Genomic DNA, 24,976 nt, shown 5'->3' on the forward strand with positions numbered 1-24,976 from the left:
ATTTTTGCATAGTTGCCTTTTTATGCCATTAAGTAATATATACTCATTCGATTTAAAGTTTTAGTAATATTTGTTGTGAAAAAAAAGTACATTGGTATATTGCCAGATTTGTATAATATGGAGGAGTATTTATAGACTGCAAGAAAGTTATTGCCAATTACTGGAATTTCAGGTCTTCCACTTACAAAAATGGGGTAAATGGCTTTGATGAAGAAGAACGCACTGTCTGGAAACAAATATTTGAAAATTCCCTGGATTCCGGCAAGCGTTTAAAAGTACTGGATGTGGGAACAGGCACTGGTTTTCTCGCACTCCTTTTTGCCGAGATGGGGCATGAGGTAACAGGCATAGACATTTCCGCAGGCATGTTAGAGAAAGCAAGGAATAATTCAGATAATATGGGTCTTGAAATTGATTTATTCCACGGAGACGCGGAAAATCTGCCTTTTGAGGACGGTCATTTTGACCTGGTTGTGAGTAAATACCTGCTCTGGACCCTCCCGGAGCCTTCCTGTGCAATTCGCGAATGGAAAAGAGTCCTTAAACCGGAAGGCATGATTTTTGCCATCGATGGCAACTGGTTTGATCCCCGACCAGACAAATGTATCAAAAGAAGGCTTTCCGAGTTTGCTGCAAGGTTTGTAAAAAAGAACCAGTACAATCTGATTTTCAAGGACTGTTACGGTCCAATAAGGAATTCCCTTCCCCTCTATGAAAAAATGAGTCCGGAGAATGCTTCCCTTCTCTTTTCTGAAACCGGATTTGTGAACACTGCAATCAATCCTCTCCGGGAGGTCCAGGAGTTTCAAAAAAATAGGCACTCATTCTCGCAGAGGCTTCTGGGGGATAACTCCATTTTTTTGATATCAGGGCAGAAAAAGTGAGGTTAAGCCTCTCTGACCCCGGCATTTTTTAGTCAAAACTTTCCCTAAAATGCCCCCACATTTTTATTATCACTCCGTTAACAATCTATTTTTTTGTATTTTCTTATTATATTTATGAGTTTTATTAAGATCTCTTACATTTTTCCCCATATTTTTTACATAATACAACAAAACTTTTTATCATACTTACTTGTCGAAAAATATGCAAAACTTTATATGTGGATCTTGAAAACTGCCTATAAAATATGTACATATTATATTTTTTGTAATTCATTGTTGAGGAATAACGAGGGATCTAATCTCATGAACAGCTTACTGAGTGCTGAAGACAACAATTTTCCATTCAAATTTCAGGAATATGAGCCGCAATTATACGACATAAGGTCTCACATATTGCATTTTTACAGCAATATTAAAGATCTGGATTTAAGTACAAAGGCAGAGGCGAATCTTTCCGACCTTTATGAAATCTTCTCCGAACTGGATGAACTTGGGCATCGGGATGTTGCTGAAGATCTCTGTCAGGCCTTACTCAGGGACCCGTTGATCAGATCCTTACTTCCCGCTGTCTACACCAGTTACACCCATTTTTTCAGCCTGCACGAGACCCATCTTGCACGAAAAATTCTGGACTGCAAAGAACCCTGGGAAATGCTGGAGTCTTTTCCCCTGTATTCCAGATACGAAGATATGATTAAAACCCATGTCCAGAATTCCCCCAAAATTGAAGTGCTGGCTTTTATAGGCTGCGGCCCCCTTCCTGTTACCCTGCTAATTTTTAGTAAACTATACGGCATCCGCTGCATCGGCGTAGATAAGGATCCCGAAGCAGTGGTACTGGCAAAAAGTTGTGTAAAGCACTTTGGCCTCGAAAAAGAAATCAGTATTGTCGAGGGAGATGAAAATATACTTGCAGAACTCGACTGGGACTCTGTGCTTGTAGCAGGGCTCGCTGAACCCAAACAGCGCATCTTTAGGAACCTCCATTCGATTATAAAAAATCGAAAGTCGGAACCTGAAAATCCAACCTCGGTGTGCTACCGTAACTATAGCGGAATGAGGCAGTTGCTCTACTGGCCAGTCCAACCGGACCAGACCACGGGTTTTCGAAAAATAACTGAAATCTACCCTTCTGGCAAGGTAAACAACACCCTGGTCTTCATGGAGTGTGAATAACATCCCGAAAATCGATACCGCACCCTTAATTGCCGAACTTAGGCAGATTTCGGTTATGGTAAATGATCTTGGAGAGGAAGAGATTCTGGAAAGCTCCTCTGAAGAACTGCATTCCATATTTATAAGGTTGGATGAACTTGCAGCCCTAAATGTAGATGAAAAGTCTACTGATGCAATCCTTAAAAGCCCGGATTTTAATTATCTAATGGATGCGATCTCTCGCTTTCGGTTTTTATATAACCTGAAACTTGAGATTGAAAAAGCAAAAAGCCTTCTTGAAAGCTCGAATCCGTGGAAAACTCTCCGGAATTTTACATTTTACCCGAACTACCTGCAGCTTGCCAGGACCGAATATACAGGTTCCGACCTGGAACCCAAAGACTGTGTTCTTTTTCTTGGCAGCGGCCCTCTCCCCCTGAGTCTGATAGTGCTCTGCAGCGAATACGGCCTTTCCGGAATAGGAATTGAGCAGGATGGAAAAAGGGCAAGCCTCTCCCGAGAGGTAATTGCCCGCCTCGGTCTTTCCGAAAGCATCAAGATAATAGAAGGAAACCACTTCATCCTGCCCCTTAAAATCAGCTGTGACCTTTACATGGTCGCTGCCCAGGCTGAACCCAAAAAGGAGGTATTCGAACACCTTGCAAAAGTCATTCCTGAGGGGAGCAAAGTCTCCTACCGCCTCTACGAAAAAGGTCTTCGGAGAGTTCTGGACGATAGTTCCCTCTTTGAGCTGCCTTCAGGATTTGAAGAATATCTCAGGGTTCAGCCGGAACCTCCAGTTAATAATACGGTTGTATTTCTGAAAAAAAGATGAAAACCTCTGGAGATCTGCAGAAAACGAGTTTCAAAAACGATACAACTCTAGCCTCTTTTCAGGCAGCAGATCTTTCAGATATAAAGATGGATATATAATATGCAACATGCGCTCAGGAGCAAAAAAAAGATATCCGGAATCCTTATTTTTGTCCGATAATATGCTTTTTCATACCCTCTTCCATAGCCTCTGCAAAGCATACTGATATAGGTCCTTTCTCCCTGCTCGTAGGAGCGTATGAAAATTGCGCTCATACTGTTTCCTACCTGCTCGATGGCCCATCTCCTCGGCACATCTTTGTTCCAGATATCAAAGAGCCGGGTCTGCTGTGCGATTCTTATCCTTTTGAGGACGGCCCAGAACAGAAAGAGATAACGCACCATCATGCTCAGGAGCAAAGTAAATTCCCTTGGAATGCCCATCCTATCTGCTGCTGAAACCATGTCTCTCAGCCGTGTAGTGGAAGATAGCAGGACGATGGCTGTTATGCAGACCAGAAATTTCGCAAGCAATGTACTCCCAAAAGCAAGTCCCTCGTATGTTATACTTAGCCCTAAAGGCAGGTCAACTGGGTAAAGAGTATAATTTTCAATGAAGGAAGGTCTCAGGAAAGGCTGGATAAGGGCAATTCCGAGTCCGAAAGGTAAAATCGCAACAATGCGAAGGAAAAAATATCTTAAATCCAGCCCGGAAACAAGCACAAGAAGCAGCAAATAAACTTCTATGGCAAAAAGGTGAATCATATTTTTTTCGTGAATCCGGGGCAGACTAACTACATAAATGATTATCGCGAGCGCAAAGAGTAATTTGACCCGGGGGTCAAGCCTGTGTATGGGACTGTTTTTATATGATTCGCGTTCGATATCCGTGAGAGTTACCATTATATAATCTCCTGTCAGGAGCCTTCTTTCCGGCTTTCACTCATTCCCCGATTTTTGCTGTCCAGAGTTTATGAGCCGCAGTATTTCATCTCTGGCCGCTTCGGCTGTTATCTGTATGTTTACATCGAGTCCTTCTTGCCGGAGCATTTCGAATACTTCAGCCACTCTCGGAAGTCTAAGGTGAGCTTTCTTCAGGAGTTCGGGGTCATTGAATATCCCCTCCGGACTTCCGTCAGCCTCAAGTCTCCCATGATGAAGCACAAATACCCTTTCAGCAAAATAAGGGACAACATCCACATCATGGGTTGAAAGAAGCAGGGTAATTCCAAGTTCCCGGTTCATTTTCATGATGAGTTCCAGGATGCGGGCTGAACTCAAAGGATCAAGCCCTGCTGTGGGTTCGTCAAGCACAATAACTTCCGGACGCATGGCAAGGATGCCTGCAATTGCCACAAGTTTCTTCTGCCCTCCGCTCAGATGGTGCGGAGCTCTCTCTTCAAAACCTGTAAGGCCCACCATTTCAAGGGCTTCTTTAACTCTGGTTTCTACCTCTTCTCTGGACAGACCCATATTTATAGGCCCAAAAGCTATATCTTCTTCAACACTTGGAGCAAGCACCTGGTCATCGGGGTCCTGAAAAACTATCCCCACTGCCTCCCTGCACATACGGACATTTTTTTTAGTAACAGTTTCTCCTTTTACCAGAACTTCTCCGGAAAGAGGACGAAGGATCCCATTGAGGTGCTTAAAAAGAGTTGATTTTCCTGCCCCATTAGCCCCAAGCACTGCAACCCTTTCCCCTTTGAAGACTTTCAGGTTGATATTATCAAGGGCGTTTGAATCAAGATGAGGATATCTATGACAGAGGTCTTTGACTTCAAGGATAGGAATACCACTTATTTCAGAGGTCCGGTCTGCTTTTTCGGAGCTGACCCCTGTATTAAGATTCCTCCGGCCTGCGATTTCTTTCGGGATAGATGTTGCTTCTTCTGAGGTGTGTGGGAGCTTCGATATACTCATACTTGAAAACGTCCTGTATGAAGATCGTGTTTAACTGCTGAAAAATAATTTTTTCAAAAATCGTGTTACATCTAATGAAGTTATCTTTTTTATGTGTTATGGTTTTTATTTTATATTTTTTCGATTTTATGTAAATTATTCCTGATTTCATTTTGTTGCTTGTGCTTTATTTTTTAGATTTATTCTAAGTTTGTGCTCCATTGTCAGATTTCCTGTTTCAAAGCTTGAGAGATAATTATACAAATCTTCCCCGCATCTTTTACTGTGATGCAGCGGGTCATTCTTCACATAGACATGGACTATTTTTATGCAGCCATTGAGGAGCGGGAAAAGCCGGAACTCCGCGGAAAAGCAGTTGTAGTCTGCATGCTCTCCGGGCGAAGCGAACTCAGCGGATCTGTAAGCACATGTAATTACATTGCACGAGAGTTTGGAGTCCGATCAGGGATGCCCTGTTCAAGGGCTAAGAAACTCAATCCCGAAGCCGTTTTCCTGCCTGTAAGGAAGGAGTTTTACACTTCAGTTTCAGACAGGATCATGGAAATTCTCCGCAACTATGCAGACCCCGGAGAAAACGGGGATTCCTTTGAACAGATAAGTATTGATGAGGCTTTCCTTGATATTACCGACAGGACGGGGGGAGACTTTAACCTTGCTTTTGAGATCGGGATGCAGATTAAAAAGGAAATCAAAGAAAAGGAGAACCTGACCTGCTCTATAGGAATCGGACCAAATAAGCTTATTGCCAAGATGGCTTCCTCCGCAAAAAAACCTGATGGAATTACGGTCGCGAGTCCGCAGGATCTGGAAGCTTTTCTCTGGCCGCTGAAGGTGTCCAAACTCTGGGGAATCGGAGATATAACTGCAAGAAAATTGCAGGAAATGGGCATAGTTACAGTAAAGGACCTTGCAGAGTATGATGTTATCAAACTTATTTCCACCTTTGGAAAATCCCGGGGTACGTGGCTTAAACAAGCTGCTGCAGGAATTGATGACTCCCCCCTTAAGGAAAGGGACGGCTCAGAGCAGATCGGAAGGATTGCAACCCTGTCTGAGGATACTCTGGACCCGGAACTGATCTTTCCGTTGTTGGATAGGCTAGCAGGAGACGTTATTGAAAAACTGGACTCAAGGGAACTCTCCTTCAGGGTTGTAACCGTTACAGCCATAAACTCGAATTTCAGGATGTACACCAGGAGTCACACACTCAACCATGCAGTCTCTTCAAAGGAAATACTTCTTGAAGTATCCCGGGAAATCCTGGGCGGATTCCTTTCGGAAAACAGGACTGAACTCCGGCGCGTGGGGATAAAAGTAGAAGGGCTCCAGAAAAGAAAGGGTCAGAAAAGCCTTTTTGATTATTGACTCCTGTGTTGTGCAGGTGTTTGGGAGTATGTCTACCTTACTGTTTGTGTATGTTTAGATTTTATGTTTGCCTGGTCGTTTATACAGGTTAGGAGAGTTATGTTTACTCTATGAGAGTTATGTTTCTCTATGAGAGTTATGTTTACTCTATGAGAGTTATGTTTCTCTATGAGAGTTATGTTTCTCTATGAGAGTTATGTTTACTCTATGAGAGTTATGTTTACTCTATTATAGATGTACAGGATTTTATCTACCTACATAATTTATATACATCACCAGTATATAAATGACCATTGCCTTAGTTGGAATTATTTTATTGTGATTACCACTTTATTGTTAACCCGGGAGAGAATTTTTTCATAAAATTTATCAAACAAGAAATGCAATAATAATAAGGATAACATTTTGAAATTGCTTCCATAACCTGAATTCCTACCCCATTTTTTGAAAGAGGCTATTTTTTATGAAGATCACCTCTGCATGTGGGTTTCTTCAAAACGGCACTTTAGCTGAAATTCACAAAAAATGGCGAAAAATATTAAAAGTGGGAAAGGAAGGACGGCTGCATAAGGACGGTTAGGAGAGGGACAATATGATTAAAAAACCGTTTACAATCCAGTTTCCGGAAAATCCAGTCAGCGGCTTCAGCTGGGATATCGCAACCAGTAACGGCCTACAGATAATGAGGGACAGGTTTGTCCCTGAAGATGAAGAAGAGACTGGCAGCGGGGGATACCGTGTATGGGATATTCAGGTAACTTGCCAGGGAAGTCAAAAGATAACAGGCACATACCGGAGGGGTAACCAGATAGCAAGTTGCTTTGAGATCAATATTGATGCCGAATAATACTTCTTACAGGTCACGGGACCTGGAGCCCTGGCAAGGTAACCTTCTCTGGTTTAAGTCCATCCGCCCTGCCTTGCCGTGGGCTCACTTTACTTTTTTTCTGCTTTTTCCCCTGGTTGTGCCACCCTAGTTGCGCTTCCCGAATTGCGAGTCGGGATCACAGGAAATCGGAGATTTCCGGGGAGTTGCAATGTAATCGCAACAGCCCGCAGTCCTTTTCACTTCGCTCAAGAGGACAAACATGTCTAATTTATGGGTTTTAGCAGTTAGTTTTGTTCAAGAGGACTAATTAAAAAATACTGGTAGCTTTTCCCTGTCCTTCTGTAGTGTTTTCCAGGGTTCATCTCTTAGTTGAGGTTAGCGAAGGAATTTTGAGATCAGGCCTCTTTAACAACAGTGCAGCCCCCTCATGATCGTTTGTTCTCTGGATGGCGAGCCAGCTACGGCTCTGCACAATGCAGAAGAGAAAAACGAAACCAGCCGCACAGGTACAGGACAGGAAAAAATAGGAGATGTCGGTCAGGCTGCCCGGAATAATGTCAAGAGATTAACTATGGACAACCTGAACATTTAACACTGGATAATACTTACATGAATTTCACAAGCGGGCAGACCTCTATACAGGCTCCGCAGTGAGTGCAGCTCTCCTTGATCCAGGCTCTCTTTTCTTTCATTTCAATCGCGCTGTGCTCACAGTGTCCTACACAGACTCCACAGCCCTGGCAGAGAATAGCCCTTCTTACCGAGAACTCGACCATTCGCATGAGCTTTTTCAGTGTTTTTTCGTTTTCACTTCTTCCGTTTACATTTCCTGAAGCAAAGACCTGAGCTCTGGATTCCCCCAGGGCAACAGAGGCAGCCCCTTCTATGAAGGAAACTTTCCCTACCGGGTTAAGCATTCCGCTTTCTTTAAGAGTTTCGATATCGATCGCCTGTCCGAAACTTCCATCCGCAGAAATCCCTCCTGCTTTGCAGGGCCTGTATCCTGTGGCAACTTCAAAATGGAGCTCTCCGGGAGCTTCCTGAGTAGGGAGCAGGGAAATTCCCTTTCTATCCGCAAGCTCCTGCAGGACTTTTGGATAGCGTTTGTAGCGCCATAAGCCGTATTTTACCCATTCGGGGGAAAGCCCCATCCGTTCTGCGTAGGCCAGGAGGTGGGAGTTGAGTTTTTGTGCAAGTTCGGGATGGCTTTCCTTAAGCTGGAAAAAGTCGGATAGTGAGGAGGAGGGGCAGAGCCAGCATCCCATTCGGTCATACCCTTTCTCATAAGCCGGATTATAGGGAGCTTTTGTCCTGAAAAGATAAAGCCAGACATGCAGAGCTGTCCATTCCTGTATGGGAGACGCTCCGACCTGATTTCCAACCCAGGGATTTTTCCAGACCTTATTACTGATGGAGCGAGCATGGGATTCGTACTGGCGCTGGCCTATGAAACTCAGGCAACCTCCCTCATAGTTTTCGTCAATAACCCTGGTAATGGGCCCCAGTTTGCAGATCTTGCAGCACCAGCGCGTATCCATTGTAGGAGGCCCGAAAACTCCAATAGACTCCCAGAAAGAATCTCCTGAATTCGCTGTACGGAGGGTTTTTCCATAATATTCGGAAACCTTTCGGACGTTTTCAAGGGTTTCCGGAAACTCAATCCCTGTATCTGCAAACATCAATTCATAATCGTCCAGAGTTTCATCCACAAGCTGCAGCACTGCAAGGCTGTCCTTGCCCCCGGAATAGGATACGCTGACTTTCAGGTCCATACTTCCGGAAACGTTTCTTATGAAAGAATGAGCCGTCTCTATCATTGAGTCAAGAATTTTCTCATTAGCTTTTACGGCATCATCCCAGCTCTTTTCCGGGGGGAGGATTTTTGCAGCCACGGGTTCTGCACTCCAGCGCGGCTTTACCGCATTCCCGCGCTTTTCTTCAATCATTTCCCTGCCTGTCAGCCGGGCTCTCCCGCAGCAAACTACCTCTCCTGAAGGAAGGAGAACAACAACCTCGTCCTCTTTTTCGATTTCCGGGTCTGCATCAAGGACTCCGGGAGCAAGAATACTTGCCCCTTTTTTCAGGATAAAGGGCATAATTTCCGGCTCGATAACAACCCATTTTTTAAGCTCTTTCCTGTCCCTGCCCTGAAAAAGCCGCCGTGCTCCCTCAAGCCTGGGGAGCAGGACCCATGTGCAGTTTTCGATTTCAAACCTGATAGATGCAAGGACTTCCCCGTCCACTATAATTTCATCCATCCGGTCTTCATAAGGGGCTTTGTTAAGCACCACAAGGTGACCTTCGGGGATAAGGGAGGCATTGAACTGTTTTTCAGAAACGGAATTTATGCGTTTTATATCATAATCAAAAGCCGGACGAATATCGCCGGGAGGAGTGACCTCAACTTTTTTTGCTCTATTGCCGCAACCACACTGTTTTCCGAGCACAGGCACATTGCAGGCATCGCACCAGTGCAGGAGCATTTTGCCAAGGTATACTGGTTTGGACATGTCATGCAGATTGAGCGAGGTTCACCTTTAAAAGGCTTTGGCTTTTCCTAAGAACCGGTCTAAAAATCAAATTGATTTTACAACCGGGATAGGACTTACGCATTTGAACTGGAAAACAGCAGCATAAAACTACTCAATGTTTAAAATGTGAATTTAGACCATAATTTCGGAAAAACTTACTTTTCGATTCAAAAGTTAACCTTGCCCATTATCCAATTGCAGGAATAGTATAAATTTTAAGCCCGAATCTTAGCGATTTTGTTTTTTAGAATATTCTGCGGCAAGTACCGATAGCATAACAAATATCAATACAAGAAATAGGTAAGAGTCTTTTGATTTGTCTAACCATCCAAGATATGCATTATATAGTGCTATAATAAGAGCTATCAGTGCTAATATACGTGATATTATGTTAGCTGATTTTGCATTCATGTAAACTCCCTAAAATACGTGAAGCTTCGATACATCAGGTTTCTATGCTTCATTTGCCAGATCCAACAGGCTACAGATTACCAATTGCCAGCGATCCGGTTATCCAGGGCCGTCATTACTTTTTCCGGAGTATCCATCCTCCATAAATACAGGTCAAGCTCCCCAATAATCCGAAGCCCGGAGTAGCGTTATTTTTGCTCGATTCATTTTCACCTGAGCTACTACCATTATCAGATTCAGAATTATTAGTATCAGTATTATTGTTTGAATTATTGAGTTCAACAGCACTTTTGTCTTCAGACGATGATAAGTTAGTTTCTTCAACTCCTATATCTTCAGTTGCGTTTAAATTCGCCATTGTACTCTGGTCAGTTTCATTGTAGGTTGCCTTTATGCTTTGATCAGTCATATCAGAACTTCTAAAAGGTCCAATGACAACTCCAACAGGATAGTTCATAGTATATTTCCCTGTATTCACAGTCGCTGTAACAGTGTCTGTGACTGTATCAATTACAGAGACGTTATCCTTGTAGTCGCTGGAGTGGCTGTCGGAGATCGCTACATATGCCTTTTTTCCATCTGGGGTGACTGCAATCCCCCTCGGAGCAGTTCCTACATACACTGTAGCTGTAACGGTGTTTGTTGTTGTATCAATTACAGAAACAGTGTTGCCGGGATCTTTGTAGGAACCGGAGTTTGTCACATATGCCTTTTTTCCATCAGGAGTGACTGCGATATCACCGGGGCTGTCCCCTACAGGTACAGTTCCTGTAACATTGTTTGTAGCTGTGTCAATTACAGAAACATTGTTGCTCCCTGAATTAATCACATAAACCTTATTTCCATCAGGGCTAACTGCAATATCAGTAGGATAGTCTCCTACAGGCACAGTGGCTGTAACTTTTTTTGTAGTTTCATCAATTACAGAAGTAGTGTTGTTACGACTGTTCGTAGCATAGATTTTTTTCCCGTCAGGTGTGAATGCAACGTGATAAGTACTCAGTCCCACATTAACCGGATCCATTACAGTGTTTGTAGATGTACCAATTACAGTGTTAATTACAGAGATATTGTTGCTGTCATCATCCACCCTACTGTAACGAAGAGTCACATAAACCCTTGATCCTTTCGGGTTAACTGCAACCCCCCGAGGATAACCTCCCACATCCACTACGGCATCAACAGTATTTGTCTTTGTGTCAATTACAGAAACAGTAGTGCTTAATCCGGATATGTCTGTCACATATACCTTTGTTCCTGCAGGGTTGATTGCGGCTTCTCCAGCCCAGCCTTCTATAGGCACCACGGCTGTAAGATTGTTAGTTGCTGTGTCAATTACAAAAACAGTGCCAGTGTCGATACCTATACTCGTCACATATGCAAAAGGAGCTGCACCTGCTAAACTCACCAATATTAAAATCGCAAGTGCTGTTATCCCCAAAGCTCTTGTGAAGGTATCTTCTCTATGTTCTTTATTAGACATTGCTAATCATGCCTTTTAGGGCGTGTGTTATGGAGTTCGGGTTAGGTGGAAAAATACTTTTGAACTCCATCAATTCCTTTTAGCCAACTCCTTATAAGTTTTCCGGCCAGGTTATCAAACAATAAAAAAGGACGTTGAATTTAGGATTACTTTTTACAGAAGTATTACTTAATAGGACGAATAGTTTGATGATTTGGCTAGAAAAATTATATACTCATCCACAACGCAAGTGCATTTTTAAACTTAAAAAATGAAAGATTTTGTTTTTAAGAAATGTACGAACTTGCTTTTTTCATTGATCTGTAATCTTTTCCGTCCACTCCAGGTTTAGAAAAACTTTGACATCAGGGACGAATTTGAAACACAGTGCTCTGAAAAAGTGCATTCCGGACAGAACTTTTCTTCCGTTTTCTCGGGCATGAATCCAGCTTTTATTTTCTCCACACGCCTGCAGATTTTTAATACCTCCCTGCGGTCCGAGCTTCGGATAGCCACTTTCCGAATCAGGCCAAAACTTACGTATTCAACAAAAGCAAAGGGGATCTCTGTTCCGGATTCGGCTTCAAGGAGAAGGGCAAGTGATGCGGCGTGCATCCTGTCAGATGCCCACACGCCCTGTAGAGGGCAGTTTCCCGGTTTTAGAATAGAGGGGACATTCATGCCCTCGAAACAGACAAGCTTGGACGGAACACCCTTCAGGTTAAGCCTTTCCGATGAAAGAAATGGCTCGGTTTTAACAGGAGTAAGTGCCGCAAGCATAGGATCTTTTCCGAATTCTTCAAGTCCTCTGAGAAGGTTAGCCGCAATTTCAGGAATTTTAGCTCTTGCCCGCGTCTTCCCTTCTTCAAGGACTTCCTTTTCAATGCATGCGAATTCTGTTGGAAACATAAGAGGGAGATCTTCACATACCTGGAGAAAAGCAGTTTCAAGTTCTTTGCACAAGTTATCGGCGTTTAACGAACATTCCCTCACAATTTCAGGAAAAGTCAGAGAAAGCTCTTTAAGGAGCATTCTTTCAAGCCTTGAAGCGTTTATTTCAGGAAACAGTTCAAAACCCCGGCTGACAAAGTATACGCGTCGCGGGCAGTTGATATATAGGAGAAGATCAGAAACGCTTATCTCAGGATTCCGTGAATCTGCAGGCATCACATTAGAATTTCTTTTACAATTGATATAAATTTTTTGGATAAGATCTCGCCCTTACACGGTAGTCAAGCTTCTGCGACAATTGCCGAACTCGCATTCGTTAAATATATAAGGGAACGTTTCCTCTTAGATTAAGTAAGTCATGACATCCAACGATTCCTCAGAAAATCTGCGCAACCGCCTGGCAGAAAAAATGGCTGGAGATATCACACTCTCAGAAAAACCCGGAGAGTCACTGAAAAAGTGGAGGTTAAACTTTGAGATATCCCAGACCGATATTGCAAATTACCTGAAGGTTTCTCCCTCTGTTATCAGTGATTATGAAAGCGGGAGGCGAAAGTCTCCAGGGACAATGATCGTCCGGAAGATCGTGGAATCCCTGCTTGAAGTTGATATAGAGCGGGGAGGCAAAAAGATTCACACCTACGAATCGATACTTAACGCCGAATGCGGCTCAAAATCAATCTACTCAACCTACGAGTATACTATCCCGATACAGCTTGCTAAACTGGTAAACCTTATTGAAGGCGAGATTGTCTACAAAGGAGCTGAAAGACCTCTATATGGTTTTTCTGTCATCGACAGCCAGCGGGCAGTCCTGGAACTTTCCTCCCACGAATTCCAGAAGCTCTACGGCTGGAGTACGGACAGAGCCATGATCTTTACGAAGGTCAGTACCGGGAAATCCCCCATGGTAGCTATCCGAGTCACCAACCTGAAACCCGGAGCCGTTGTGCTTCACGGGCTCTGTAAAGAAGAGGTCGAACCTGTTGCAGTCAAGATGGCGGAAGTAGACCGTGTACCCCTGGTCGCAACTACAATGGACCTCGACCAGATTGTACAGTTACTGAAAAAATACAGTCAATACTATGCAAGGGAATGACCCCCTGGAAGATGCCCTAAACACTCAAAAACAGGTGAACACATGACTATTGGAATTGTATCATACGGTGCTTACGTCCCGAGATACCGTATAAAAATTGAAGAAATCGCCCGGCTCTGGGGTGATGACGCAGAGGCTCTTAAAAATGGCCTCATGGTGTACGAAAAATCCGTACCTGATGTAGATGAAGACGCAGCAACGATCGCAGTGGAAGCTGCAAGATACGCAATAGCAAGAAGCGGCGTCGATCCCTCCAGAATTGGGGCGGTATATACAGGTTCAGAAAGTCATCCCTACGCTGTAAAACCGACCAGCACTATCGTAGCTCAGGCTATCAGCGCAACCCCTGAAATGACCGCAGCAGACTTTGAGTTTGCATGTAAGGCAGGAACAGCTGCAGTTCAGGCATGTATGGGACTGGTGGGTTCCGGAATGATTGACCTTGGCATGGCTATAGGAGCAGACGTTTCCCAGGGAGCCCCCAGTGATGCCCTTGAGTACACTGCCGCAGCAGGAGGAGTCGCCTGCCTCATCGGGAGAAAAGAATCCGAACTTGCAGCAATCATTGAAGATACGTACTCTTTTACAACAGATACTCCTGACTTCTGGAGAAGGGAAGGAATGCCTTACCCCGAACATGGAGGCCGGTTTACAGGAGAGCCGGGGTACTTCAAACATGTAACAAACGGCGCAAAAGGTCTGCTTAAAAAACTAGGGACAAAGCCTGAAGATTATGATTATGCAGTCTTCCACCAGCCAAATGGGAAGTTCCCTACCAAAGCTGCAAAGATGCTGGGGTTCACAAAAGCCCAGATAACTCCGGGACTTGTAGTTCCAAAAATAGGGAATACATATTCAGGGTCCTGCCTTATGGGAATCGCCGCAACCCTTGACCAGGCAAAACCCGGGGACCGGATTTTTGCAACCGCCTTCGGGTCCGGAGCAGGGTCCGATTCATTCAGCATAACAGTTACTGACAGGATTGAGGAAATTCGAAACCTGGCTCCGACGGTTTCCGAACTTATCAAGGATCCTATATACATCGACTACGCAAAGTATGCCAGACATAAAGGTAAAATCCGCCTGGCCTGAAAACGGGGTGAATACATGAGAGACGTAGCAATTATCGGAATAAAGAATACAAAATTCGGGGAACTCTGGGAGCGTTCCCTGAGAGACATCGTCGTAGAAGCCGGGATCGGAGCAATCCAGGACGCAGGCGTTAGTGGAAAAGAGATTGACGCTCTGTATGTAGGAAACATGAGTGGAGGCCGCTTTATTGATCAGGAGCACATAGGTGCCCTTATCGCAGACTATTCCGGTCTTTCGAGAAACCTTCATGTCCCGGCTACCAGAGTAGAAGCTGCCTGTGCATCCGGAGGGCTTGCCCTGCGCCAGGCTATAATGTCTGTGGCTTCAGGCTACAGCGACATCGTAGTAGCAGCAGGAGCAGAAAAGATGACTGATGTCGGGTCTGAAGAGGCATCTTCAGCTCTTGCAGCAGCTGCTGACCGGGAATGGGAAGGCATGGCAGGAGCAACCTTCCCCGGGCTTTATGCAATGATTGCAAAGCTGCACATGCACAGGTACGGAACTACAAGCGAACAGCTTGCAGAAGTAGCCGTAAAAAACCACAAAAATGGGTGTTTTAACCCCATTGCCCAGTACAAGAATGAAATTAGCGTGGACGACGTACTGAATTCAATAATGGTAGCCGACCCGTTACATATCTTTGACTGCTCCCCTATAACAGACGGAGCATCTGCACTTGTTCTGGCTCCTGCGGAAGTTGCCCACAAATATACTGATACGCCCATTTACATTAAGGCAACAGCCCAGGCAAGTGACACAATTGCCCTGCATGACAGAAGGGATATCACAACCCTGGACGCAACCGTAATGGCTGCAAAGAGAGCATATTCCATGGCAAAATTGAAACCTGAAGATATCGACCTTGTCGAGGTACATGACTGCTTTACCATTGCTGAGATCTGCGCAATTGAAGACCTGGGATTTGCAGAAAAAGGGAAAGGCGGAATTGTCACAGCAAATGGGGAAACTGCGATAGGCGGAAGGATCCCTGTCAACACCTCCGGCGGCCTGAAAGCCTGCGGACATCCAGTGGGAGCAACAGGCATAAAGCAGGCTGTGGAAATTGTAACCCAGCTTCGCGGGGATGCAGGAAAGCGCCAGGTAGCAGGAGCCGAGTATGGAATGACCCACAACGTAGGAGGGTCAGGAGCGACCGCAGTAATACACATTTTCTCGAGGGAGAGGTGATATTCGATGTCTTCTGTACCAAGATTCTGGAGAAACCTGGGCAGCAGGTATAACCTTGAAGGGACCCGCTGCAAGGAATGTGGGGAATATTTCTATCCCCCGCGCAATGTTTGCGTAAACTGCAGGCGCATGGGTGAGCTCGAATCATTCAAATTCAAAGGCACCGGCGAAATCGTAAGCTATACATTGATTCACACGCCTGCGGAAGGTTTTGAAAACCAGACTCCCTATACCCTTGCAATTATTAAACTGGATGAAGGGCCCCGTCTAACCTCCCAGGTGATTGGAGACCCTGAAAAAATCCAGATTGGAACACGGGTTAAATCCGTGTTCAGGAAGCTCGGGGAAGACGGCGAGCACGGTATGATCTACTACGGCACCAAATTCGTCCCTGCAGATACATGATCGGATCTGGATTCTTCCGGATTCCGTTAATGATTCTAAAGTGAGGATTTTCCGGGGCCTCCCGGATCAAATTGGAGATGTCTTTAAACTATGATTGAAGTGGAAGTAAAGGTCAGAGCGGATCATTCAAAGGTCCGCTTCATCCTTCAGAAATTAGGGGCAATAAAAATAGGGGTAGAGAATCAGTCAGATACTTATTTTGCAGCTCCTTATAGGGATTTTGCAAAAACTGACGAGGCGCTCAGGATTCGTTCCCTGGACGGTCAAGCCGTGCTGACCTATAAAGGTCCCAAACTCGATAAAGTCTCCAAAACCAGAGAAGAGCTCGAAACTTCTGTGGATGAGGCCACTACCACAGGAATACTACGTGCCCTTGGATTCTCGGAAGCCGGAATCGTCCGCAAAAAAAGGGAAGTCTTCAGGGCAGGAGAGATAACTGTCTGTCTTGACGCAGTCGAAGGGCTCGGAGAATTCCTGGAAGTCGAAATCGTAGCTGGAGATGAAAAAGATCTTGAAATTTCAAGGAAAAAATTATTCGAGTTGCTAAAACAGTTTGGCGCCGAGGAAAAAGACTCTATTCGGACTTCTTACCTTGAAATGGTACTGGATAAAAGCAATGATTAATTTACCGGTTCAATTTCAATAATTTTCCCGACTATTTTTTATTGATACTAAAATGAACCCTGGGATCGGCTCAATAAGTTGTTCATGCCCGCATCATGCACGGACATGAAAACAACTGTCAAATTTTGATTTAATTTTGATTTTAATTTACTCTTAATTTTCACCTTATTCTGGAGCCGGGCTTTAGATCTTTATCCGGCATCAGAGCTGCTACAATCGCTCCACCGTCATCGGCTGCAAGTATCATGCCGTTTGACTCAACTCCGCAGAGTTTGGCGGGTTTCAGGTTGGCTAGTACAATTACGGATTTACCTGTGAGTTCTTCAGGAGTATAATATGAAGATAGGCCTGCTACAAGCTGTCTTGGCTTTTCCTCTCCTATATCCACTTCAACCCGCAGGAGCTTTTTTGACTTCTTTACAGGTTCAGCAAAGATAACTTTTCCTACCCTGATGTCAAGTTTTGCAAAGTCCTCGTAATCTATCTGGGGAAGGGTTTCTATTTGCTCTGTTTCTTCTGTTTTTGCTGCATCTCCGGCTTTTTCGGCTGGTTTTGCCTCTTCTACAGGGCCCATTCCATCAGATTTGGCAGGCTCCTTTTCACCCCCCTTTGCCGCGTTTTTCTTTGCATCTGCAGCTTTTACCCTCTGGTTTGCAATCTCGTCCATCTCTCCTATCCTGTCATCTTCGAGCTTGGTAAAGAGGAGCTCAGGCTTTGCAAGTTTTGTGCCTGCCTTCAGGGGCACGAGGGCTTCTTCATACTGCACGGCATGTATATCGCTTTCCTGTCCGAGTCCTTTCCAGGCTGTTTCCATGGTCAGCGGGAGCACGGGTTCAAATATAATGCTCAGGGCTTTTGCCAGGTGGAGGCAGTTGTAGAGGACCTGTCCGCAAGCGGCCCGATCTTCTTTAAGAAGTTTCCAGGGCTCGTGGGACTGGAAGTAAATGTTCCCGAAAGACGCAAGAGTCATGGCAGAATCGACAGCTTTTTTGAACTCGTACTCAGCCATTGCAGCTTTTATTTCTTTTAGAGCCTTTTCTATTTCTGCGCTTACTTCAGGTTCGAGTTTCCCTTCAGGGACTTCTCCATAGTTCTTGAAAGCAAAGAGCATGGTCCTGTACAGGAAGTTTCCTAATACAGCCACCAGTTCGGTATTGATCTTTTCCTGAAGCACGCGCCAGGAGAAGTTCAGTTCCTTAGTATGGGAGGTGTAGCTTGCAAGGTAATACCTGAGGAGGTCTGGATGGAAGCCGTGGTCAAGATAATCTTCCCCTACCCAGACCACATAACCTCTGGTCTTGGAAAACTTTTTATCTTCTATTTTGACCATGCCTGATGCTACAACAGCTGTAGGCACGGAATAGTCTGCACCTTTAAGCATGGCAGGCCAGAAAATGCAGTGGTGGTAGGTAATGTCCCCTCCAATGAAGTGGACTATCTCCCCGTCCTCTTTCCAGAATTTTTCCCAGGAATCCCCTGTCTTTGCAGCCCATTCCTCGGTGAAAGCCATGTATCCTATGGGGGCATCCACCCAGACGTAAACCACAAGATCTTCATGCCCCGGGAATTTAACTCCCCATTCAAGGTTTCTTGTGATACACCAGTCCGTAAGCCCCTGCTTTACCCAGCCAAGTGCGTAATTGATAGCATTGGTGGTGCCTCCCAGGTCATTAGAGAGGTAATTCAGCAGGTAGTCGCTAAACTCGGAAAGTTTGAAAAAGAAGTGTTCCTGCTGGCGGTACTCTGCAGGTCCTCCGCAGATAGTACATACAGGATTCTGAAGCTCCCCAGGCTCAAGGTGTTTTCCGCAGCCCTGGTCACATTCATCACCTCTGGCTGTTTCTCCGCAGTGAGGGCAGGCTCCTTCCACATAGCGGTCAGGAAGGAAGCGGTTGCACTTTGGGCAGTAAGCGATTTCGATGATTTTCGGGTACACATAGCCCTTTTCAATCAGCCTGGTTACAATATTAAGGGTCCGGTTATGATTTTCAGGGTCATCGGTTGTCCCAAAAGCATCAAAGTAAACTCCAAGCTGCTTGAAAGTTTCATCAAAGTGTTTATGATAGACCTCTACAAGTTCTTTAGGGGTGATCCCAAGCTCCTCGGCGTTTACGACAATGGGGGTTCCATGGGTATCCGAACCGCAAACAAAGGTAACCTCCCTCCCTTCCTTCCGCAAGGAGCGGGCAAAAATATCAGCGGGCACATAGGTCCGGAGATGCCCGATATGTGCCTTGCCGTTAGCATAGGGTAGGCCACAGGTGACAAGTACGGGTTTACTGGATGATTTTGACATTCTTATCTCCATATATTTTTATAAGTGTATCTCTTCTGGATGACTGCAATTCTGAAATATATTTCGCTTATTGTATGTACAAGGGAACTTATTTGAGGGATAGTTGATAATCATATATAAAAGAGGGGTGGAACGCAGAGAAACATAAATAGTTGCTCTGACAATTCAGACCTGTTGAATTGACCCTTTTATTTGCGGGCTTTTGAAAAATATGTTTCTGGCAGTTCCCCTACCAGGAGAATTTGCCTGTCCCCTTAACTGGAGTTTTCAGCAGTAAATAAACATAGACCGGAAATTAAAGAAACAAATCCAGGAAGTGCGGTCCTGTCAGATATGAATGATGAAAATGTAAACTCAGAAGGTACGGATTCAGAAAGCATGAATCCGGAAGAGGCATCCGGAGACGACCTTTCGGGAAGTAGTGCTTTCAATAAAAAAGAGACTATTATCCCTGAGGAGGATATTTCAGATATTACCATCAAGGAAAATTCCTCAGATTCCGATTCTGCTCCTGAAAAACAGGGATCGGCAAAAACGGATGATCAGGGACTTCCTCCCCGGGACCCTGAGAAGAAAATAATTGAAAATGAGAGTTTAAGCATGAATTCAGGCTCTTCTCCTTCCGTACATAAAAAGAAACGCAGCGGTACGTCCTATGTTGTGATCTTACTGGCTCTGATTACTGTTATTGCGGTCAGTATGGCTGCTATATTCTACGGCCTCGGTTTTGGAGGAAATATAGGGACCTCCGAGAAGATAGCGGTAATTTATGTACAGGGCTCCATGCTCACTGGAAACGTTCCCTCAGGGTTCGGCTATGCAACCTCAGAAGAGATTTCTGAAAACATCCACACCGCTGTAGCAGATGAAAACGTCAGGGCAATCGTGCTCAGGATAAACAGTCCTGGAGGGTCTCCTGCAGCCGCCCAGGAGATTGCAATAGAGATCGAGAAAGCTCAGGAACAGGGCATCCCTGTTATTGTTTCCATGGGAGATCTTGCGGCCAGCGCTGCATATTATATCTCTGCGCCTGCAGATTACATATTTGCAAATCCCTCCACAAGTACGGGATCCATAGGAGTTATCTGGGTCTTTGAGAATATGTCTTCTTTCAACGAAAAGGAAGGTATAGATTATTACATTTCAAAGTCCGGAGAGTTCAAAGATATGGGAGGGTCCTGGAGAGGGCTTACGGACGACGAAAAAGAATACGCTGATACCGTTGTCATGGAGAGTTATGAAAACTTTGTAACTCAGGTTGCAGAAGGGCGAAATATGAGCCGGAGTGAAGTAAAAGACCTTGCAGACGGACGCGTATATACAGGGTCCAGAGCAAAGGAACTTGGGCTTGTGGACGACTTTGGAAACCTCTATGACGCAATTGATAAAGCTGCGGAACTTGGAGGCATTCAGGGTGAACCAAGAGTTGTATATATGAACAGGGCAAGCATTTCAAGGTTACTTCTCGGTTCGGAGTCCGGGGATTCCAATGAGGAAACCAGGCAACTTGTCAATTACTTTGAGAAAAGCCCTTATGGGAAGATTCTTGCCTGTATAAGTTAATTATCGGATTCCCTCTATTTCCTTTTTTTCCGTTATTCATTTTTCTTAATTAATTCAGTTTTCTGTTTTTTAGACAGGCTTACAGCCTGAAAATAGCAAAATATATATTAGCTAACATGCAGGATATCTCGGGCTTAACATGCTGGAACTCAAATTTGTACGTAATAACCCCGACATAGTTGGGCGTGCTCTTATTAACAGGAATATGGGCACCGAGCTTATAGATAGCCTTCTTGAATATGACGCGGCCTGGAGGGACTGTATCACCGAGGGTGATAGCCTGAAGCATAAACGCAATGTGGTCACCCGCGAGATAGCGCAATTTAAGAAGGAAAATAAAGATGCTTTATCAAAAATAAACGAAATGCAGGGCATCAATGATCGTATTAAAGAAATAGATGATAAGATACGCGACTATAAATCAAAAATAAATGAAATAATGCTCAGTATCCCCAATATCCCTTCTGACATGACGCCTATAGGCAAGGATGAAAATGACAATCCGGTTGTAAGGGTAGTTGGAGAGCCAAGAGAATTTACGTTCACTCCAAAGCCTCACTGGGAGATAGGGGAGGCGCTGGATATACTCGACTTTGAGAGAGGAACAAAGATAGCAGGCCAGGGCTTTACAGTCTATAAAGGCATGGGCGCGAAACTTGAAAGAGCTCTCATAAACTTCATGCTTGATGTACACGCCGATCAGGGTTATCTCGAAGTTCTGCCGCCTGTGCTTATCAATGAAAAAGCCATGACCGGCACAGGGCAGCTGCCAAAGTTCAAAGATGACATGTATGTATGCAGCGCTGACGGCTATTATCTTGCACCGACCGCGGAAGTCCCGGTGACCAACCTCTTCATGGACGAGTATGTGGAAAATCTGCCGGTATTACTTACAGCATATACCGCCTGCTTCAGGCGTGAGGCAGGGAAACATGGTCAGGATACAAGAGGCATCATCCGCCAGCACCAGTTCAACAAGGTTGAGCTTGTCAAATTCGTGAAGCCGGAAACATCCTATGAAGAACTCGAAAAACTCACCCTCGATGCTGAGGAGATTCTCAAACTCCTGAAGATACCATATCGTGTCATAAGCCTTTGCACTGGCGACATAGGGTTCTCGGCGGCCAGGACTTACGACATAGAGGTATGGGTACCCGCACAGAAAAAGTACCGGGAGATCTCCTCGTGCTCGAATTTTGAGAACTTCCAGGCCAGAAGAGCCAATATCCGTTTCAGAACCCCTGAAGGTCCTCAGTTCGTCCACACGCTTAACGGTTCAGGCCTTGCTGTCGGCAGGACCGTCGTTGCGATACTGGAGAACTACCAGCGTGAGGACGGCAGCGTAGAGATTCCGGAAGTCCTCAGGCCGTACATGAGAGGGGCCGAAGAAATCAGCAAAGTTTGAGCTTGTGGATTACTTTTAAAAAAACCATATAATCCGGAATTCGATGAGAAAGCCGGCAGCTCGTCAATTACTTTGAGGAACGTTCTTAGGAGCAAATCCTTGCCTTTATAAAGTAATTAACGGACTCCCTTACTTTCTTTTTTCCAGTACTTATTTTTTCATATATTCAGCCTTATTCATGATTTCCTGCGTTTCTTCTGCAAATCTTATCAAGGAGAAGGATATTGTCAAGCATGAGAGAACCGCTCCAGCCAAGAGGAATTGCCCATGCTGGTTTTCCTGTAGACTTGTCCACCTGTTCAGGGAGAAGCCCTGTGCTTGTTGCTCCGGCCAGAGCCCATCTCAGGCATTTAACCCCTTCATCGGTCAATTTTTTCACATCTTCGGCATAAGGTCCCTCTTTTCCATTGGGGAGATCGAGGACAAAGGCAAACATAGCCTCCGAAAGCCAGAGAGTGGTTATTATCCAGGGATTTCCGTCGATGTAACTGTCATTTTCGTAACGTTTGATTCCATTACCCGCATTGATAGGAATTGAGAGCTTTTTCTGGATATTTTCTATCAGGAAAAGAATCATATCCCTTTCCACAGGGTCTTTCGGGGAGAGCATTCCAAAGGGCATATAAGCTCCAAGAACGCTTGCATCAATCGTTTTATCCAGTTTTTCATTAATGATTCCTTTTGCAAAATAGCCTTCCTGAAGCCAGAACCGGTCAATTGTAGCCTGCTTGATGAACTCCGCCCTTTTCTTCCAGCGTCTTGCCATGCCAGACTCACCGTTTTCTTCCGCAAGGTGAGAGGCGCCCATGAGCCCTGCATAGATCGAGGCATTGGTATAGGTGAAAACTCCGTAATAAGTCTCCCACAGGTCCATACAGCTTTCATGCAGCCCGGACTTGGTCCTCTTCATCAGGTATTCGGCAGCCCTGAGCACGGAGACCCAGACCTCTTCCAGAAATTCAACCTTTTTGAGGCCTTCGAGAATCCTGTAATACACATCCATGGCATGAAGTGTGGACCCGGTCTCGTCTATCTGGGTTGAATAGTCAAAATTACCCCAGGAAGGAGCTATGTCTCCGTTGAGCCAGTAACGCTGGAACCATGAACCATCGGGGAGCTGGGCCCGGATACACCACTTGAAAAATCTGTCACAATACTCGGGATATCCGGAATGCTTGAGAGCAAGCACAACCTCCGAGGTATCCCTGTTCCAGCAAAACCCGTATCCTCCGCATTTCTCGAAATTGGAGTCAAACTCCGGAGCAGCCACGAAAGACCCATATTCACGGTCGTTCAGGAGATAAAGCATGAGAAGAGCCCGGTTATATGCATTGAATAACTCCTGGCGCAGGTTATTATGCCCTTCAAGTCCTGGCATCTTGAGCACGTGTTTTTTTGATAGCCACATCACCCAGTGTTCCCGTGTCTTTTCAAAGATGTGTTCCAGGGGCATTTTGGATAACTCATACATTCTTTTATACAGGAGGCTCCGGGAAGATGCAGCTCCAATAAAGATTACAAACTCATTTGCCCCGTCAGCTTCCAGTTCAAGGTCCCAGCCAGCAGCGTTGTTGATATTCCCTATATCTTCCTTGTTACGCTGCAGCTTTCCGTCTTCCATATCGTATTTGGAATTTGTCCACCATATGGTATCCATTGCCTTTCCGATCTGCCATTCCGTAAACTCCGGCAGGGCATAGATTCCTATATAGTAATTTTGCCAGTACTGTGCAAGCAGGCGAGCTTCCGTATCGCAAAATCCGGAGTTTTTCTTGGAAGTTTCCCCTACGTTTAAATTCGAATAGTAAAAGAATTTTCCCGACATCTTTTGCTGGGACTGCACCTTAAACCTGCGGATAAGGACGGGCACTTCAGGATGCACAAGGTCAAGAATCGAGATCCTTATTCCGGAGTCGTGGTAGAGTTTTGTGGATACGATATTTGTATCCTCTATGTAGTTCTGAATAGAATGCCAGTCGTTATCGTTTGTCCAGAGAAGTTTTTCCCCTGTATGGATACAGGCAAGGGATTCTTCTACGTGCTGGGCATGGTCTCTGCGGGGATAAAATAAGCCTAAAATATCTCCCTTTCTGCCCATTGTCACAAGCAGTTCGTCATTTCCGAGAATGACATTCGGTTGTCTGATCACCGTGTGTCCCCTCTGAGCTGGTATTCCTGGCTTGCGCTGGAGGGAGCCAGTGAGATTACATGTTCGCAGAAATTCTTTCCTGTGGCTTTACAGCTGACTTCCCTCACACTTATGTTCTTCCCAAAATACTCGGTAAGGTAACCCGCAAAGTATCCGCTCATGAAGGCACATACCGGCTGGTCCGATGCTCCGTAAACATCGGCTATAAACGAGTCTTTAACAATGATTTTTCCTTCATAGGTTTCGGGGTTACAGTCAATTTCCAGGATTCCCCAGCCCACAGCTCTGTACAACTCTGCAAGCATGCTTGCGAAATTGCTGTTATTAATAGGCATTATACTCTTGAAATATTTTGCAGCATGACTTCCCCCCCGCAGTCCGGATAGGGTAAGAAGCCCTTCTGCATGTGGCACACTCTGATTAAGAGTTTTGATGATATCTACAATTGTGAGTGCCCTTGCCATAACTCCCCTGACACCTATGACATTCAGGGGGAAATCAACAGAGTAAATCATCCCGAATTCTGAAATCCCGTGTTCCACTGCAATTACAACTTCCAGTTCTCCTATTTTTCGAGCAAGATTCTCTATATCCATATCTTTCTTAAGCTCTGTAAATATGGAGTATTCTCCAGTCTCCTGTGTAATGTTGTCAATGTGACCAAACATAACGAATGCATTCTCTTTTTCAAGAAAATCAGTTATTAAAGATAAAGAACCAGGCTCTTTCGAATAAGTAACCTTGAACCATACAATCTGCGAATCTTCATTAAATCCTGCAAACATGCATAAGTCCCTAACCATGTGACTCAAACTCCCATGAACCTATATG

Annotated in this window: 21 protein-coding genes; 13 read left to right on the forward strand and 8 right to left on the reverse strand. The window is 44.9% G+C overall.

Annotation, left to right across the window (positions count from 1 at the left end; genetic code table 11):
• Window positions 1–149: 149 nt before the first annotated feature.
• The 3 genes from EO95_RS09270 to EO95_RS09280 all read left to right on the forward strand — a co-directional run bounded on the left by EO95_RS09270 (window position 150) and on the right by EO95_RS09280 (window position 2,874).
• Complete coding sequence (locus tag EO95_RS09270) at window positions 150–884, forward strand: class I SAM-dependent methyltransferase (RefSeq protein ID WP_394297364.1); 735 nt, start codon at window positions 150–152, stop codon at window positions 882–884.
• A gap of 303 nt (window positions 885–1,187) precedes the next feature.
• On the forward strand, window positions 1,188–2,060 hold the full coding sequence (locus EO95_RS09275; RefSeq protein ID WP_048134111.1) for a nicotianamine synthase family protein: 873 nt from the start codon (window positions 1,188–1,190) through the stop codon (window positions 2,058–2,060).
• A complete protein-coding gene (locus tag EO95_RS09280) occupies window positions 2,053–2,874 on the forward strand; it encodes a nicotianamine synthase family protein (RefSeq protein WP_048134112.1) in 822 nt (273 codons plus the stop codon). The genes EO95_RS09275 and EO95_RS09280 overlap by 8 nt, the downstream gene beginning before the upstream one ends.
• Before the next feature lie 74 nt (window positions 2,875–2,948).
• Here EO95_RS09280 and cbiQ read toward each other — a convergent pair whose 3' ends face one another.
• Both cbiQ and EO95_RS09290 read right to left on the reverse strand, forming a co-directional pair.
• Window positions 2,949–3,755: a cobalt ECF transporter T component CbiQ gene (gene cbiQ / locus EO95_RS09285; protein WP_048134114.1), complete on the reverse strand. Its 807-nt coding sequence runs from the start codon at window positions 3,753–3,755 to the stop codon at window positions 2,949–2,951.
• 36 nt (window positions 3,756–3,791) lie between these two features.
• Window positions 3,792–4,775: an energy-coupling factor ABC transporter ATP-binding protein gene (locus EO95_RS09290; protein WP_048134116.1), complete on the reverse strand. Its 984-nt coding sequence runs from the start codon at window positions 4,773–4,775 to the stop codon at window positions 3,792–3,794.
• Between the two features lie 267 nt (window positions 4,776–5,042).
• On the opposite strand from EO95_RS09290, the gene dinB reads away from it, so the two are divergent.
• The 3 genes from dinB (at window position 5,043) to EO95_RS17600 (ending at window position 7,561) form a co-directional block, all read left to right on the forward strand.
• Window positions 5,043–6,140: a DNA polymerase IV gene (dinB, locus tag EO95_RS09295; RefSeq protein WP_048134118.1), complete on the forward strand. Its 1,098-nt coding sequence runs from the start codon at window positions 5,043–5,045 to the stop codon at window positions 6,138–6,140.
• Between the two features lie 592 nt (window positions 6,141–6,732).
• Complete coding sequence (locus EO95_RS09300; RefSeq protein WP_048134120.1) at window positions 6,733–6,987, forward strand: protease inhibitor I42 family protein; 255 nt, start codon at window positions 6,733–6,735, stop codon at window positions 6,985–6,987.
• Between the two features lie 409 nt (window positions 6,988–7,396).
• Window positions 7,397–7,561: a hypothetical protein gene (locus EO95_RS17600; protein ID WP_156164029.1), complete on the forward strand. Its 165-nt coding sequence runs from the start codon at window positions 7,397–7,399 to the stop codon at window positions 7,559–7,561.
• A 13-nt stretch (window positions 7,562–7,574) separates the two neighbouring features.
• Here EO95_RS17600 and EO95_RS09305 read toward each other — a convergent pair whose 3' ends face one another.
• From EO95_RS09305 to EO95_RS09320, 3 genes are all read right to left on the reverse strand, one after another.
• Window positions 7,575–9,479, reverse strand: a complete 1,905-nt coding sequence (locus EO95_RS09305; RefSeq protein WP_048134121.1) for a phosphoadenosine phosphosulfate reductase family protein — start codon at window positions 9,477–9,479, stop codon at window positions 7,575–7,577.
• Window positions 9,480–10,026: 547 nt separating this feature from the next.
• Complete coding sequence (locus tag EO95_RS09315; RefSeq protein ID WP_048134123.1) at window positions 10,027–11,394, reverse strand: YncE family protein; 1,368 nt, start codon at window positions 11,392–11,394, stop codon at window positions 10,027–10,029.
• A 327-nt stretch (window positions 11,395–11,721) separates the two neighbouring features.
• On the reverse strand, window positions 11,722–12,540 hold the full coding sequence (locus EO95_RS09320; protein WP_235282943.1) for a Dna2/Cas4 domain-containing protein: 819 nt from the start codon (window positions 12,538–12,540) through the stop codon (window positions 11,722–11,724).
• A 142-nt stretch (window positions 12,541–12,682) separates the two neighbouring features.
• Here EO95_RS09320 and EO95_RS09325 point away from each other — a divergent pair, with 142 nt between their 5' ends.
• The 5 genes from EO95_RS09325 to cyaB all read left to right on the forward strand — a co-directional run bounded on the left by EO95_RS09325 (window position 12,683) and on the right by cyaB (window position 16,732).
• On the forward strand, window positions 12,683–13,423 hold the full coding sequence (locus tag EO95_RS09325) for a helix-turn-helix domain-containing protein (RefSeq protein WP_048134125.1): 741 nt from the start codon (window positions 12,683–12,685) through the stop codon (window positions 13,421–13,423).
• Between the two features lie 42 nt (window positions 13,424–13,465).
• Window positions 13,466–14,515: a hydroxymethylglutaryl-CoA synthase gene (locus EO95_RS09330; RefSeq protein WP_048134126.1), complete on the forward strand. Its 1,050-nt coding sequence runs from the start codon at window positions 13,466–13,468 to the stop codon at window positions 14,513–14,515.
• A gap of 15 nt (window positions 14,516–14,530) precedes the next feature.
• Window positions 14,531–15,703 (forward strand): thiolase domain-containing protein, encoded by a 1,173-nt coding sequence (locus EO95_RS09335; RefSeq protein ID WP_048134129.1) that lies wholly within the window; start codon window positions 14,531–14,533, stop codon window positions 15,701–15,703.
• Window positions 15,704–15,709: 6 nt separating this feature from the next.
• Window positions 15,710–16,108, forward strand: coding sequence for a Zn-ribbon domain-containing OB-fold protein (locus tag EO95_RS09340; protein ID WP_048134130.1), 399 nt, complete (start codon window positions 15,710–15,712; stop codon window positions 16,106–16,108).
• A 90-nt stretch (window positions 16,109–16,198) separates the two neighbouring features.
• The gene (cyaB, locus tag EO95_RS09345; RefSeq protein WP_048134132.1) at window positions 16,199–16,732 is read left to right on the forward strand and encodes a class IV adenylate cyclase; all 534 of its coding nucleotides are present in this window, start codon (window positions 16,199–16,201) and stop codon (window positions 16,730–16,732) included.
• A 160-nt stretch (window positions 16,733–16,892) separates the two neighbouring features.
• Here the strand turns inward: cyaB and metG are convergent, their stop codons facing one another.
• Window positions 16,893–19,028, reverse strand: a complete 2,136-nt coding sequence (gene metG / locus EO95_RS09350; RefSeq protein WP_048134134.1) for a methionine--tRNA ligase — start codon at window positions 19,026–19,028, stop codon at window positions 16,893–16,895.
• Between the two features lie 333 nt (window positions 19,029–19,361).
• On the opposite strand from metG, the gene sppA reads away from it, so the two are divergent.
• Both sppA and serS read left to right on the forward strand, forming a co-directional pair.
• On the forward strand, window positions 19,362–20,591 hold the full coding sequence (sppA, locus tag EO95_RS09355; RefSeq protein WP_048134136.1) for a signal peptide peptidase SppA: 1,230 nt from the start codon (window positions 19,362–19,364) through the stop codon (window positions 20,589–20,591).
• 139 nt (window positions 20,592–20,730) lie between these two features.
• Window positions 20,731–21,996, forward strand: a complete 1,266-nt coding sequence (serS, locus tag EO95_RS09360; RefSeq protein ID WP_048134138.1) for a serine--tRNA ligase — start codon at window positions 20,731–20,733, stop codon at window positions 21,994–21,996.
• A 172-nt stretch (window positions 21,997–22,168) separates the two neighbouring features.
• Here serS and EO95_RS09365 read toward each other — a convergent pair whose 3' ends face one another.
• Window positions 22,169–24,145, reverse strand: a complete 1,977-nt coding sequence (locus EO95_RS09365) for a glycoside hydrolase family 15 protein (RefSeq protein WP_048134140.1) — start codon at window positions 24,143–24,145, stop codon at window positions 22,169–22,171.
• Window positions 24,142–24,948, reverse strand: coding sequence for a V4R domain-containing protein (locus tag EO95_RS09370; RefSeq protein WP_048134142.1), 807 nt, complete (start codon window positions 24,946–24,948; stop codon window positions 24,142–24,144). Before EO95_RS09370 ends, EO95_RS09365 begins: the two co-directional genes overlap by 4 nt.
• Between the last annotated feature and the right edge of the window lie 28 nt (window positions 24,949–24,976).

Origin of the sequence: Methanosarcina sp. 1.H.T.1A.1 (assembly GCF_000979295.1) — an archaeon.
Classification (GTDB): domain Archaea; phylum Halobacteriota; class Methanosarcinia; order Methanosarcinales; family Methanosarcinaceae; genus Methanosarcina.

What these genes read in the sequence shown, in the direction of transcription:
- EO95_RS09340 (WP_048134130.1), top strand. Translation starts at nt 15,710, where the DNA reads ATGTCTTCTGTACCAAGATTCTGGAGAAACCTGGGCAGCAGGTATAAC.
- serS (WP_048134138.1), top strand. Translation starts at nt 20,731, where the DNA reads ATGCTGGAACTCAAATTTGTACGTAATAACCCCGACATAGTTGGGCGT.
- EO95_RS17600 (WP_156164029.1), top strand. Translation starts at nt 7,397, where the DNA reads ATGATCGTTTGTTCTCTGGATGGCGAGCCAGCTACGGCTCTGCACAAT.
- EO95_RS09290 (WP_048134116.1), bottom strand. Translation starts at nt 4,775, where the DNA reads ATGAGTATATCGAAGCTCCCACACACCTCAGAAGAAGCAACATCTATC.
- EO95_RS09305 (WP_048134121.1), bottom strand. Translation starts at nt 9,479, where the DNA reads ATGTCCAAACCAGTATACCTTGGCAAAATGCTCCTGCACTGGTGCGAT.
- cyaB (WP_048134132.1), top strand. Translation starts at nt 16,199, where the DNA reads ATGATTGAAGTGGAAGTAAAGGTCAGAGCGGATCATTCAAAGGTCCGC.
- EO95_RS09320 (WP_235282943.1), bottom strand. Translation starts at nt 12,540, where the DNA reads ATGCCTGCAGATTCACGGAATCCTGAGATAAGCGTTTCTGATCTTCTC.
- EO95_RS09370 (WP_048134142.1), bottom strand. Translation starts at nt 24,948, where the DNA reads ATGGTTAGGGACTTATGCATGTTTGCAGGATTTAATGAAGATTCGCAG.
- EO95_RS09300 (WP_048134120.1), top strand. Translation starts at nt 6,733, where the DNA reads ATGATTAAAAAACCGTTTACAATCCAGTTTCCGGAAAATCCAGTCAGC.
- cbiQ (WP_048134114.1), bottom strand. Translation starts at nt 3,755, where the DNA reads ATGGTAACTCTCACGGATATCGAACGCGAATCATATAAAAACAGTCCC.
- EO95_RS09330 (WP_048134126.1), top strand. Translation starts at nt 13,466, where the DNA reads ATGACTATTGGAATTGTATCATACGGTGCTTACGTCCCGAGATACCGT.
- EO95_RS09335 (WP_048134129.1), top strand. Translation starts at nt 14,531, where the DNA reads ATGAGAGACGTAGCAATTATCGGAATAAAGAATACAAAATTCGGGGAA.
- sppA (WP_048134136.1), top strand. Translation starts at nt 19,362, where the DNA reads ATGAATGATGAAAATGTAAACTCAGAAGGTACGGATTCAGAAAGCATG.
- EO95_RS09275 (WP_048134111.1), top strand. Translation starts at nt 1,188, where the DNA reads ATGAACAGCTTACTGAGTGCTGAAGACAACAATTTTCCATTCAAATTT.
- EO95_RS09315 (WP_048134123.1), bottom strand. Translation starts at nt 11,394, where the DNA reads ATGTCTAATAAAGAACATAGAGAAGATACCTTCACAAGAGCTTTGGGG.
- dinB (WP_048134118.1), top strand. Translation starts at nt 5,043, where the DNA reads ATGCAGCGGGTCATTCTTCACATAGACATGGACTATTTTTATGCAGCC.
- EO95_RS09325 (WP_048134125.1), top strand. Translation starts at nt 12,683, where the DNA reads ATGACATCCAACGATTCCTCAGAAAATCTGCGCAACCGCCTGGCAGAA.
- metG (WP_048134134.1), bottom strand. Translation starts at nt 19,028, where the DNA reads ATGTCAAAATCATCCAGTAAACCCGTACTTGTCACCTGTGGCCTACCC.